We start from the raw sequence: 11,619 nt of genomic DNA, 5'->3' as shown, positions 1-11,619 counted from the left end.
GGGGAGCGGCACGGTGGGGACGGTTGCTACCGTCCCCACCGTGCCGCCACCCCCGGCCGGGGGCCGTGGTGGCCCGGCAGCGTCACGGCCCCGCGTCGCCAGGCTGCCCGGCGGCCCGGCGAACATGGCCCCGACCCGGGCCGGACCCGTCCTCGGCCGGTCCGCCCCGGGCCGGTCCGCCCCGGGCCGGACCGTGGCGAGTTCGGAACCCACCGGCCGGAAGACACCCCGGGCCGGCCCCTCACCGCGTCGCACGGAAACACGACGTCGGACGTGCACCGAGGGCGCCGGCCCTCCCGCGACAGTTACGGAGCCGCTGATGGACGACCGCGACCGCGCCACCTTCGCACGCAGGGACTTCCAGCTCGTCCTGCTGCGCCGCATGGACGACTTCCAGCCCGGCCTGGTCGACGGCGCCCTGCGCGAGCTGGACGCCACCCGGGGCGAGCTGCGGGAGGCCAACCGGCGCTGGCAGGCCATGGTCCGCTCCCCGCGCGGCGCACGCGGCACCCTGGCGCGCTACCGCTCGGTGCTCGGCCCGCCCGAGGAGACGCACCGCCGCAAGGTGGGCGACCTGGAGTGCGAAGTGCTGCGCTGGCCGCTGCCACTGTGGCCCGGGCTGCGCTTCGAGGTGCTCACCGCGCCCGACGGCGGCGCCGTATGGAACGAGTGGCTGGTCCGCGCCCCCGGCACCCCGCCGCCCGTCCTGCGCACCGTCGAGGACCTGACCGGCTGGTCCTGCACCGTGGACGAGGCAGCCCGCGCCTTCGCGCCCGCCCGCCCCCGGGAGGGCTCCGCCCCCACCCGTACGCAGCTCGCCTTCACGGCTCCCGACCGTGACGGGGTGCCGCACAGCGTGGTGGCCGAGTTCACCTGGGGCCTGCTGCAACGGCTTGTGGAGTGCACCCCGCAGGAGCCGGGCTCCCGCTGACGGGAGCCCCTCGGCCCCCGTCCACGGCCATGTCCGAATCCCGCCAGTCGCCGGGCCCGGACGCCGCCCACACTGGAGGGGTGACGAGTGACGACAGCAGGTATGAGGCCGTGCGCAGCAGGGACGCCCGCTTCGACGGGGTGTTCTTCCTGGGCGTGCGCACCACCGGCATCTACTGCCGGCCGAGCTGCCCGGCGGTGACCCCCAAACGGGAGAACGTCCGCTTCTTCCCGACCGCGGCGGCGGCCCAGGGCGCCGGATTCCGGGCCTGCCGCCGCTGCCGGCCGGACGCGGTGCCCGGCTCGGCCGAGTGGAACGTGCGGGCCGACCTGGTGGGCCGCGCCATGCGGATGATCTCCGACGGGGTCGTGGACCGGGAAGGCGTGGCGGGTCTGGCCCGGCGGCTCGGCTACAGCGCCCGCCAGGTGCAGCGGCAGCTCACCGCCGAGCTGGGCGCGGGCCCGGTGGCGCTGGCGCGGGCGCAGCGCGCGCACACCGCCCGGGTGCTGTTGCAGACGACGTCGCTGTCCGTCACCGAGGTCGCCTTCGCGTCGGGCTTCGCGAGCGTGCGGCAGTTCAACGACACGGTGCGCGAGATCTACGCCCGTACGCCCAGCGAACTGCGGGCGGCCTCGGCGCGGGGCGGACACGGGCGTGCCGGCCGGCCCGAGGTGCGGGACGCCGCCGCGTCCGGCGACGTCGGCGGGGTGCCGCTGCGGCTCGCCCACCGGGGCCCGTACGCCGCCGGACAGGTCTTCGGCTTCCTCGAGCGGCGTGCGGTACCCGGCGTCGAGGAGGTGCTGGGCACTCCCGGGAGCCGCCGCTACCGGCGCACCCTGAATCTGCCCTACGGCACCGGCATCGCCGAGGTGGACGAGGGGCCGGCCGCGGACGGCTGGCTCTCCTGCCGGCTGCACCTGGCGGACCTCCGCGACCTGACCACGGCCGTGCAGCGCGTACGCCGCCTCTTCGACCTGGACGCGGACCCCTACGCGGTGACCGAACACCTGGGCCGCGACCGCGCGCTGGCGCCGCTCGTGGCCCGCACCCCCGGGCTGCGGTCACCGGGCGCCGCCGACGCGCACGAACTGGCCGTCCGCGCGGTGCTGGGACAGCAGGTCTCGGTCCGCGCCGCCCGCACCCTGACGGCCCGGCTGGTCGCGGCCCGCGGCAAACCGCTGGCCGTACCCGACGGCACCCTCACGCACGTCTTCCCCGACGCCGACGCGCTCGCGGACGCACCGCTGGACGAACTCGGCATGCCCGACTCGCGCCGCCGCACCCTGCGCGCCGTGGCCGCCGCCCTCGCGGACGGCACCGTGGTGCTCGACCCGGGCGCCGACCGCGAGGAGACCGAACGGGCCCTGCTCGCCCTGCCCGGTGTCGGCCCCTGGACGGCCGGCTACATGCGGATGCGGGCCCTGGGCGACCCGAACGTCTTCCTGCCGGGCGACGTGGGCGTACGGCACGGCCTCGCCCTGGCCGGGGCCGACGCCGGGCACGCCGCCCGCTGGCGTCCCTGGCGCTCGTACGCCCTGCACCACTTGTGGTACGCGACCACCCTGCGGGACGGCTGATCCACCGCCGGGCCGGCCCGCCGGTGGCCGAGGTGGTGCCTCCCGCGGCCTTCCGGTCCGGTCGGTGCGCGGGACAATGACCTCATGAGCGAGAAGGGGGAACCCGACGCCGAACACCGCGACTGGTGGGCCCGGTTGTACGACTCCGACGCCCCCGACACGGGCCGCGCCCGCCGCCCCGACACGCTCGACGACCGCTACGACTCGGTGACCCGCACCCTCGCCGGACCGGGCCGGGCGGCACCCGGCGCGGCCGTCTCCCGGCCCGCCGCCGCGGCCGAGCCGGCCGGACGGGACCTCGGGCGGGATCTCGGGCGCGACCTTGGGCGGGATCTCGAAGGAGGGGCCGTGGGCCGGGTACCGGTCGTCGGACCGGACGCGGCCGTGGAGGCGGTGCCGGACACCGTGCTGGAGGAGGGACGCTGCGGGGCCGCCACCTTGCGGGCCGCCTCCGTGCGCGGTGCGGGTGCCCGCACCGCCGGGGTGCCGCGCGGCGACGCCCTGCTGGTGGTCCGGTTCGACGCGGGGGAGAGCGGGCTCGTGCTGGCGGCCGTGGCCTCCGGCGCGTACCGGGCCACCCGCGAGGCGACACGCTCTGTGGCCGCCGCCCTCGGCCGTGGCAGCGCCCGGCTGGCCGACGACATGCGCGAGGGGCGGGCCCAAGCGCTCCGGGCCGGTCTGCACCGGGTGTCCGACCGCGTCTTCGGCAGGCTGCGCGCCCAGGCCGCCGCGCAGGAAGCGCCCCCCGGCGCCCATACGGCCGATCTGCGCTGTCTGCTGCTGCCCGCAGACCCGCACTGCCGTACGCGGGTGTTCTTCGGCCACGGCGCGGGCGGGCTCTTCCGGCTGCGGGAGGGTGCCTGGTGCGACCTGGACCCGCCGCACACGGAAGAAGACGCCGCCCCCGCCGGTCCCCGGCCACTCGTCGAGCCGGCCCGGGAGGGCCGTGACAGTCCGGAGCGCGGCGGCCCGGCGCGTGCGGACCCGTTCCGCTTCCGGCTGTGGACGGCGGAAGCGGGCGACGCCCTGCTGCTGTGCACCGAGGGCCTGGCGCGAGCGGTGCGCGGTGCGGCGGACAGCGGGGCCCGCCTGGCCGCCGCCTGGCGGAAGCCCGGGGGAGAAGTGCCGGGCGCCGCCGCGTACTTGACGGCGCTGGTGGACGGCACGGCCGGGCAGGAGGGTGACCGCACCGCGGTCACCGTGTGGGAGGAGTGACGTCACCGGCTCTCCCCTGAGCGGGCGCCCTCCCCCGTACACACCGGTGCGGTACGACGCGTCGGCCGTACCGCACCGGTGAGGAGGGGAGGACGGGAGTGACGGAAGAGCGGCGGGCCGACGGTCAGCCGAACTGCCGCTCGATCTCGGCGAGTTTCTCCTCCAGCGTGTCCAGCCGTTCGTTTCGGCCCGAGCTGCCGCCGGAGTCGGCGCCCGAACTGCCGCCGGGGGTGCCGCCCTCCCGGCCCTCCCCGCCGTCCTCCGTACGCCGGCGAGCGGACGTGCCGTCACGCACGACCGCCTGGAGGGCCGGTCTGGTGCGCGGCGCGGACGGGACGGCCTCGGTGGCGGGGAGCGGCTCGGCCGCCGGTCTCTCCACGAGTTCCCCGGCCGGCTGGGCGGGTGCTCCGAGCTCGACCTCCACGGCACGCGCGTCCTGGGTGCGGCCCCGGTTCCACAGCCGGTGCTGCCGGTTGAGGGCCTTGACCCGGGCCCGGTCGAGCCGTTCCTGCTCCTTGCGGCGGGTCCGTTCCTGCGCCCGCCGCCGCCGGTCGTCGCGGACCTCGTCCACGGCCTCGTCCAGCGTCGGCACGCCCTCCAGCAGCATCAGCGACCAGGCACCGAACGTCTCGCGCGGAGCCCGGAGCCAGCGGACGATACGGATCTGCGGCAGCGGGCGGGGCACGAGCCCCTGTTCCCGGAGCGCCGCGCGACGGGTCTGTTTGAGCGCGCGGTCGAAGAGGATCGCCGCCGAGATGGACATCCCGGCGAAGAACTGCGGCGCTCCGTCGTGTCCCATACCGCGTGGCGCGTGCACCCAGTTGAACCACGCCGCCGCCCCGGCGAAGATCCACACCAGCAGCCGCGAGCCCAGCGAGGCGTCACCGTGGCTGGCCTCGCGCACGGCGATCACGGCGGAGAACATCGCCGCGCCGTCCAGCCCGAACGGGACCAGGTACTCCCAGCCTCCCCCCAGCCCCAGGTTCTGCCGGCCGAAGCCGACCAGCCCGTGGAAGGAGAGCGCGGCGGCGACGGCGGCGCAGCAGAACAGCAGCAGATAGGCGGCCGTCGCGTACAGGGTCTCCTTGCGGCGCCGCCGCTCCTCGTCGCGCTGGGCCGGGTCGGGCGCTCCGTGCTGTCCGGACGCGGCGGCTGCGGCCTCGCCCTCGGAGGCGCTGTGGCGGCGCGACCGCGCCAGCACGAGCACCGCGGTCAGGGTGCCGACGAGCAGGACGGCGCTCGGCAGCACCCAGTTCAGCGATATGTCGGTCAGTCTCATCGGGTGTGCCCCTTGCCGCGCGGGACCGCGGGCGCACGGTGCCTGCCGGGTACGGCCGCGTCCGCGCGCGGGAGCGGTGCCGCGCTCGCGCTCTGGCTTCTTTCGTGTCGCCGAGCATCTTTACGGCACCGCACCACCCTTCAGGGGGGTTTGGGGGCAAGTGCACGCGAAAAGGGGGCGCGGGTTGTCTCCCGGGGCGCCGGGTGTCGAACTCCTCAGCGCAGCGCGGTCATCCGTTCGATCCGCTCCGCGTCACAGGTGCGGGGGCAGGTGACGCAGGTGTCCTCGGGGCGCAGCGTGTAGAACAGACAGCAACTGGCGCGGTCACGGGTGGTCAGCTCCGCGCCGTCCGGGGCGGTCAGCCGGCGGAACCCCGCACCCTGGGCGAAAGGCTTGAGCGAGCCCGGCAGCAGCGCCTCGGCCTCCGCCATGGCACGCGGCTCCTCGCCCAGCAGGTGACCCAGGTACCACAGGCCCTCGGTGACCTCGTCCGTCGCCATCCCCCACAGTGCCCGCGCGCCGCGCCGCATCCTCGGCCGGAACCCCTCCAGCACGGGGGCCAGGTGCTCGGCGACGGCGTCGCGCACCTCGGCGCGCAGGGCCTCCTCGTCGCGTACCACCCGGGCGCCCGGCGCCGCGGCGGCCGGGTCGTCCGGCAGGCAGGCGAACTCCTCGATGCGGACCGCCATCCGGCCCAGCGACCGCTGGAAGGCGACCGACTCGACGGGCAGCCGCGGCACCCGGCGGTGCAGGAACCAGGGAATGGTGATCAGCAGGCAGACCGGCCAGGCGTAGCGGTGCAGTCCGAAACTGGCGATGACGTCCGGTCGGCCCGGCTGGCCGTAGTCCCGCAGGATCTGCTCCTCGTCCCACGCCAGGAACGTCTCCAGCGCCTCGCCGCCCGCCGCCAGCGCGCTCGCCCGCACCCAGCCGGGGCCCTCGGGGAGGGGCTGACGCGCCGTGGTCTCGGTCACACCCAGCGAGGGGAACACCTCGGTCAGCCTTGCGTACGCCGTATGGAAAGGGGAGACGTCAGAGGCTGCGCGGGCGAGGGTGGGCACGGCCATGGGGACCACCGATTCGACGATCGTGAGCAGGTAAGCCTTACCTTAACTGATTGTCCCCGAGGTTTGATCTCATGCCACCTCGGCCTATGGTGCTCGCGGGACCGGGAGGGGAACGAGCGCACCCGGAGGGGATTTCCGGAGGGACAGATGGAGCAGAGCCGAGCGGCGTCACGCACCGGCGGACCGCGCACCGCCACCCGCCCGGAACGGCCCGCCGGCGCCGCCGTCCCCGCACCGGGACGGTCCGCCGTCCGCGGCGAGCACACCCACAGCGAGCCCGCCGCCCCCGCCGTGGTGCCGCAGCGGCACTCCGTACGGGACCAGATCCTCGACGCCCTCCGTGCCGCGCTGCTGAACGGACGGCTGGGAGCGGGCCAGGTCTACTCCGCACCCGCCATCGCCGCGCACTTCGGGGTCTCCCCGACGCCGGTGCGCGAAGCCATGCAGGTGCTGGTCAGCGAGGGCGCCGTCGAGACGGTGCCCAACCGCGGCTTCCGGGTGGCCGAGCACGACCCCCACGACCTCGCCGAGCTGGCCGAGGTCCGCAACCTGCTGGAGGTGCCTCCCCTGCTGGCCCTGGCCCGCAGCGTCCCGGCCGACCGCTGGGAGGGGCTCCGCCCGCTGGCCGAGGACACCGTGCAGACGGCGGCACGCGGCGACCGCGGCGCCTACGCGGAGGCCGACCGCGCCTTCCACCGCGCCCTGCTGGAGCTGACCGGCAACCGCCAACTGGTCGCCGCCGCCGACGACGTGCGGCGCCGCGCCCACCTGTCCTCCCTGCGGACGGCTCCGGCGCCCCGTACCACCGACCTCCTGGCCGAGGCCGCCGACCACCTCGCCCTGCTGGACGCCCTGGCCGACCAGGACCTCACCGCCGTCGAACACCTGTTGCGCGGTCACCAGTAGCACCGCGGCGCGGTCCGCCACGCCTTCGCCCGAACGGGGGCACGCTCTCACCGCGTGCTGGGGGCGGCCCCCTCGCCGTCCGGGCCGGCCGCCACGGGAAGACGGTCGGCCAGCCAGGCCGGCACCCCGCCCAGCAGCCGGAAGAGCCGGGCGGCCTCCTCGCGCAGCCGGGTCGCCTCCGGCTCGGGCTGGACGTCGGCCAGGGAGGCGAGCGCGGGCGGCATCCCCACGAGGAACCCCAGCTCCTCACGCAGCCGCAGCGACTCGGCGAACCCGTGCCGGGCGTCGGCCAGTTCGCCCTCGCGGGCCGCGATGCCCGCCAGGTGCCGCCACGTGGAGGAGCACAGCAGCAGATCGCCGCGCGCGGTCGCACCCGCGTGCGCCCGGCGGTACGCCGCACGCGCCGACTCGGGGGCCTCGCTGAAGTTCTCCGCCAGCAGCCCGCGCCGGTAGTCCAGCAGGGCCCGGCCCGGTGCGTTCGGCTCCAGCAGCGCGGCGGCCCGGCCGAGTGCGGCACGCGCCTCGTCGGTACGGTCCCGGACCCCCAGCACCGTCGCCGCGTACGCGAGTTGGCCGCGCTCGCAGGCGGCGGCCCCGCGGTCGTCGTCCACCTGGGCGACCGCCTCGGCCGCCCGCAGCGCCTCCTCCGCCTCGGCCCAGCCCTCGCCGGTGTACATGCACCGTTCCACGAGCAGCGCCGCCCGTTCCACGGCTGCCTGCGGTCTGCGTTGCGCGTACGGCTCCAGCAGCGCCGCCGCGTCCTCCCAGCAGCCGCGCGACCGCAGCCGCCACACGGCCCGGCCCAGCGGACTGTCGGGGCCCGTCGCGGGGGACGGGGCCTCGCCGCTCGAAGGGTCTTCCTGATCCAGCCTTTCCGAACGAGACATGGCGGTATCCGCCACAGTGCCCTCCCCAAGCGCGCCGTCGAGCCGGATGTGCCCGCATCTCAGCACGGGTTGGGCCACCCGGCCAAGAGGCTGGTGTGAATCAGTTCACAAAGTTTTACCGGAGACCGCCTTCTGCCAAGCGGGCCCTCCGGCCGCGCGTACGACCGGCACCACGGCCCGCACCCCCGTCCGTCGGCAACCTGTGCGACCGGTCCGCCCGGCGCCTTCGACGCGGCCCAGCCGTTCCCCCCGGACGCGAGGGGGCCGGCCTCAGCTCATGCGCAGGGCGAGGAAGAAGTCCAGCTTGTCCTCCAGGCGGGACAGGTCGCGGCCGGTGAGCTGTTCGATGCGGCTGACGCGGTAGCGGAGGGTGTTGACGTGGAGGTGGAGGCGGGAGGCGCAGCGGGTCCAGGAGCCGTCGGAGGAGAGGAACGCCTCCAGGGTGGGCACCAGTTCGGCACGGTGTTTGCGGTCGTAGTCGCGCAGCGGGTCCAGCAGCCGGGCGGTGAAGGCGCGGCGCACGTCGTCGGGGACGAACGGCAGGAGCAGTACGTGTGAGGCCAGCTCCTCGTGGCCGGCGGCGCGTACGGCTCCGGGCCGGGCGGCGGCGACCCGGCGGGCGTGCCGGGCTTCCTCCAGGGCGCCGCGCAGCCCCTCGGCGGAGTGCACGGCCGCGCTCACACCGAGGGTGAGCCGCCCGTCGTCGGCGAGGGCGCGCCCCAGCGGCTCGCCGATCGCGGCCAGCAGCGTGTCGGCGTGGAGACCTTCGCCGCGTGCCGCGGCGGCGCCGTGCTCGCGGGTGTCCGCGGCGCCGGGTTCGAGCGCGTCGCTGCCGGGGCCGGTGCCGTCGGCCGGGGTGCCGTCGCCGGTGCCGTCCTCGGCGTCGTGGGGGACGAGGGGTACCAGTGCGACGGCTTCGTCGTCCACGTGGGCGACGGCGAACCGGTCGGAGCCGTCGGGGCCGACGATGCGCGGGTCGACCAGCAGTTCCTCGAGGAGCGACTGGGCGATGGCGCCGCCGTCGAGGGCGCGGGCGGGGTCGGGCTCCTCCCAGTCGACGCGGGCGACGATGACCTGCCAGTGCGGGGTGGCGCTCTGGCCGGGGAGCAGGACGGGGGCGGCGACGCGGAGCCGGGCGGCGATCTCGGAGGGCGAGGCGCCGGTCTGCACCAGTTCGAGCACTTCCTGGGCCAGCCGGCGCCGCACGGTGCGCGAGGCGTCGCGCCGGTCGCGTTCGACGGCGATGAGCTGGGTGACGCCGTGCAGCAGGTCGAGGCGTTCGGCGGGCCAGTCGCCGGTGTCGGCGGCGACGGCCAGCATCCAGTCGGACAGCACGGTGCGGCGGGGGTCGCCGGTGCCGCGGCGGACGGGGAAGAGGGAGTAGGCGACGCCTTCGTCGGTGGTCCGGTGCGGGCTGCGCCGGCCGCCGCGGACGGCGGCCATGTGGGCGCCCGCCAGCCGGGCGGCGGTGGCGTGCGGCAGTGCGGGGCCCTCGCTGGGGCGGGCGATCTGCCGGCCGGTGGGGGAGAGCACCCAGGCGGCCAGGTCCAGGTCGGAGCCGAGCAGGTCCAGCACGACGTCGGGGCCGCCGCCGGCCGGTCCCGAGGACATCAGCCGGCGGTGCCGGTCCACCACGGCGGCCAGGTCGCCGGCGCGTTCGGTGGAGACCTGCCGTACGACGTGTTCGGTGATGGTGGCGAAGGCGACGGACTCGGAGACGGAGAAGAGCGGCAGCCGGTGGCGTGCGCAGGCGGTGACCAGGTCGTCGGGCACGGTGCCCAGCTCGGCCTCGCCCGCGGCCAGCCCGGCGACACCGGCGGAGGCGAGGATCTGGACGAAGGAGTCGGAGTCCTCGGGGGCGCGTCGCCAGGCCAGACCGGTGAGGACCAGCTCGCCGCCGGACAGGTAGCGGCTGGGGTCGCGCAGGTCGGTGGTCATGACCCCGCGCACCGTGCGGTCCAGTTCGTCCTCGCCGCCCAGGAGCCTGAGGCCCAGCGAGTCGTTCTCCAGGAGGGCGCGCAGCCGCATCGTCTCGTCGCCGCCGTTCGTGTGTCGTGTCGTGGCCGTTTCGTGGCCGTGCTGTGTGGTGGCCGTGCCGTGGGGGGAGGCCGGGAGGAAACCGAGAGGTTACCGCCGTCCGGCTTTCGTCTGAATCTACAAGACCCGGTGGCCGACCAGCCAAACACTTCATGTTTTCCGTGGCTGCACTGCGCAGGGCACCTGTCGGTGTACTTACCGCATCCCCTCACCCCCCCTCCCGGATCCACTGTTCGCTCCCGCTTTTCCTGTCCGTCCGCACCCCCCAACGAGCACCGAGAAGAGACACCATGGAGTTCCTGCGCCCGGCCACCTGGGAGGAGGCGCTCGCCGCGAAGGCGGAGCACCCCTCAGCCGTGCCCATCGCGGGTGGTACCGACGTCATGGTCGAGATCAACTTCGACCACCGGCGTCCCACCCACCTCATGGACCTCAACCGCATTCGTGACCTGCACGAGTGGGAGGTCGGCGACGAGACCGTCCGGCTCGGCGCCTCCGTGCCCTACTCGAAGATCATCGACCAGCTCGCCACCGAACTGCCGGGCCTCGCACTGGCTTCGCACACCGTCGGCTCGCCCCAGATCCGCAACCGGGGCAGCGTGGGCGGCAACCTCGGCGCCGCCTCCCCCGCAGGGGACTCGCACCCCGCGCTGCTCGCAGCGGGCGCCGAGGTGGAGGCGGAGTCGGTGCGGGGCACCCGGTTCATCCCCGTGGAGGAGTTCTACACCGGCGTCAAGCGCAACGCGCTCGCCGAGGACGAGCTGATCAAGAGGGTGCACATCAAGAAGGCCGACGGACCCCAGCAGTTCTCGAAGGTCGGCACCCGCAACGCCATGGTCATCGCCGTGTGCGCCTTCGGTATCGCGCTGCACCCCGAGACCCGCACCGTCCGCGCGGGCATCGGCTCGGCGGCGCCCACCCCGCTGCGGGCCACGGCCGCCGAGGAGTTCCTCAACGCGGCACTGGAGGAGGGCGGCTACTGGGACAGCGGCAAGGTCATCGCGCCGTCCGTGGCCCGCCAGTTCGCCGAGCTGTGCTCCGGCGCCTGCAACCCGATCGACGACGTGCGCGGCAGCGCCGCCTACCGCCGCCGGGCCGTGGGCGTCATGGCCCGCCGCACGCTGGGCTGGACCTGGGAGAGCTACCGCGCGTCCGGGATGGGCCGCACCACCGAAGGAGGCGCCCAGTGCGCGTGACATTCACCGTCAACGGACGCCGGCACGAGGCCGACGACGTGTGGGAGGGCGAGTCCCTGCTGTACGTGCTGCGCGAGCGGATGGGCCTGCCGGGTTCGAAGAACGCCTGCGAGCAGGGCGAATGCGGGTCCTGCACGGTCCGTCTGGACGGCGAGCCGGTCTGCGCCTGTCTGGTGGCCGCCGGTCAGGCCGAGGGCCGCGAGGTCGTCACCGTCGAGGGGCTGGCCGACTACGCCAGGCAGCGGGACGGCGGCGAGCGCGACGGGGAAGCCGCGGGCGACGCCGCCCTGGCCCCGGTGCAGCAGGCGTTCATCGACGCCGGCGCCGTCCAGTGCGGCTTCTGCACCCCCGGTCTGCTGGTGGCCGCCGACGAGCTGATCGAGCGGAACCCGCAGCCGACGGACGCCGACATCCGCGAGGCGCTCTCGGGCAACCTGTGCCGCTGCACGGGCTACGAGAAGATCATGGACGCCGTGCGCCTCGCCGCCGCCCGCGCCGACCAGAGCACGCAGGAGGTGGGCTGA

The 11,619-nt window shown here is 75.5% G+C and carries 10 protein-coding genes; 6 read left to right on the top strand and 4 right to left on the bottom strand.

The features are described from left to right. The first annotated feature begins 319 nt into the window (after positions 1-319). From IO40_RS0102325 to IO40_RS0102315, 3 genes are all read left to right on the top strand, one after another. On the top strand, positions 320-931 hold the full coding sequence (locus IO40_RS0102325; RefSeq protein WP_016470567.1) for a hypothetical protein: 612 nt from the start codon (positions 320-322) through the stop codon (positions 929-931). Positions 932-960: 29 nt separating this feature from the next. Continuing rightward, complete coding sequence (locus IO40_RS0102320; protein WP_041968407.1) at positions 961-2,508, top strand: DNA-3-methyladenine glycosylase 2 family protein; 1,548 nt, start codon at positions 961-963, stop codon at positions 2,506-2,508. Between the two features lie 84 nt (positions 2,509-2,592). After that, positions 2,593-3,723, top strand: a complete 1,131-nt coding sequence (locus IO40_RS0102315; RefSeq protein WP_031174764.1) for a protein phosphatase 2C domain-containing protein — start codon at positions 2,593-2,595, stop codon at positions 3,721-3,723. Between the two features lie 124 nt (positions 3,724-3,847). Here IO40_RS0102315 and IO40_RS0102310 read toward each other — a convergent pair whose 3' ends face one another. Further along, positions 3,848-5,002 (bottom strand): DUF2637 domain-containing protein, encoded by a 1,155-nt coding sequence (locus IO40_RS0102310; protein ID WP_016470570.1) that lies wholly within the window; start codon positions 5,000-5,002, stop codon positions 3,848-3,850. A gap of 215 nt (positions 5,003-5,217) precedes the next feature. After that, positions 5,218-6,069, bottom strand: coding sequence for a (2Fe-2S)-binding protein (locus IO40_RS0102305; RefSeq protein WP_031025269.1), 852 nt, complete (start codon positions 6,067-6,069; stop codon positions 5,218-5,220). 147 nt (positions 6,070-6,216) lie between these two features. Between IO40_RS0102305 and IO40_RS0102300 the strand changes: the two genes are divergently transcribed. Then, on the top strand, positions 6,217-6,975 hold the full coding sequence (locus IO40_RS0102300; RefSeq protein WP_016470572.1) for a GntR family transcriptional regulator: 759 nt from the start codon (positions 6,217-6,219) through the stop codon (positions 6,973-6,975). 47 nt (positions 6,976-7,022) lie between these two features. On the opposite strand, the gene IO40_RS33025 is transcribed toward IO40_RS0102300, so the two are convergent. Both IO40_RS33025 and IO40_RS0102290 read right to left on the bottom strand, forming a co-directional pair. Next, the gene (locus IO40_RS33025; protein WP_225841843.1) at positions 7,023-7,862 is read right to left on the bottom strand and encodes a hypothetical protein; all 840 of its coding nucleotides are present in this window, start codon (positions 7,860-7,862) and stop codon (positions 7,023-7,025) included. Positions 7,863-8,132: 270 nt separating this feature from the next. Next, the gene (locus tag IO40_RS0102290; protein ID WP_016470574.1) at positions 8,133-9,890 is read right to left on the bottom strand and encodes a PucR family transcriptional regulator; all 1,758 of its coding nucleotides are present in this window, start codon (positions 9,888-9,890) and stop codon (positions 8,133-8,135) included. A 299-nt stretch (positions 9,891-10,189) separates the two neighbouring features. On the opposite strand from IO40_RS0102290, the gene IO40_RS0102285 reads away from it, so the two are divergent. Next, on the top strand, positions 10,190-11,095 hold the full coding sequence (locus tag IO40_RS0102285) for an FAD binding domain-containing protein (protein WP_016470575.1): 906 nt from the start codon (positions 10,190-10,192) through the stop codon (positions 11,093-11,095). Then, positions 11,086-11,619, top strand: coding sequence for a (2Fe-2S)-binding protein (locus IO40_RS0102280; RefSeq protein ID WP_016470576.1), 534 nt, complete (start codon positions 11,086-11,088; stop codon positions 11,617-11,619). Before IO40_RS0102285 ends, IO40_RS0102280 begins: the two co-directional genes overlap by 10 nt.

This window comes from Streptomyces albus subsp. albus (assembly GCF_000725885.1).
Taxonomy (GTDB): domain Bacteria; phylum Actinomycetota; class Actinomycetes; order Streptomycetales; family Streptomycetaceae; genus Streptomyces; species Streptomyces albus.
This window is presented reverse-complemented; position numbering and strand designations above follow the sequence as displayed.

What these genes read in the sequence shown, in the direction of transcription:
- IO40_RS0102325 (WP_016470567.1), top strand. Translation starts at nt 320, where the DNA reads ATGGACGACCGCGACCGCGCCACCTTCGCACGCAGGGACTTCCAGCTC.
- IO40_RS0102320 (WP_041968407.1), top strand. Translation starts at nt 961, where the DNA reads ATGTCCGAATCCCGCCAGTCGCCGGGCCCGGACGCCGCCCACACTGGA.
- IO40_RS0102315 (WP_031174764.1), top strand. Translation starts at nt 2,593, where the DNA reads ATGAGCGAGAAGGGGGAACCCGACGCCGAACACCGCGACTGGTGGGCC.
- IO40_RS0102310 (WP_016470570.1), bottom strand. Translation starts at nt 5,002, where the DNA reads ATGAGACTGACCGACATATCGCTGAACTGGGTGCTGCCGAGCGCCGTC.
- IO40_RS0102305 (WP_031025269.1), bottom strand. Translation starts at nt 6,069, where the DNA reads ATGGCCGTGCCCACCCTCGCCCGCGCAGCCTCTGACGTCTCCCCTTTC.
- IO40_RS0102300 (WP_016470572.1), top strand. Translation starts at nt 6,217, where the DNA reads ATGGAGCAGAGCCGAGCGGCGTCACGCACCGGCGGACCGCGCACCGCC.
- IO40_RS33025 (WP_225841843.1), bottom strand. Translation starts at nt 7,862, where the DNA reads ATGTCTCGTTCGGAAAGGCTGGATCAGGAAGACCCTTCGAGCGGCGAG.
- IO40_RS0102290 (WP_016470574.1), bottom strand. Translation starts at nt 9,890, where the DNA reads ATGCGGCTGCGCGCCCTCCTGGAGAACGACTCGCTGGGCCTCAGGCTC.
- IO40_RS0102285 (WP_016470575.1), top strand. Translation starts at nt 10,190, where the DNA reads ATGGAGTTCCTGCGCCCGGCCACCTGGGAGGAGGCGCTCGCCGCGAAG.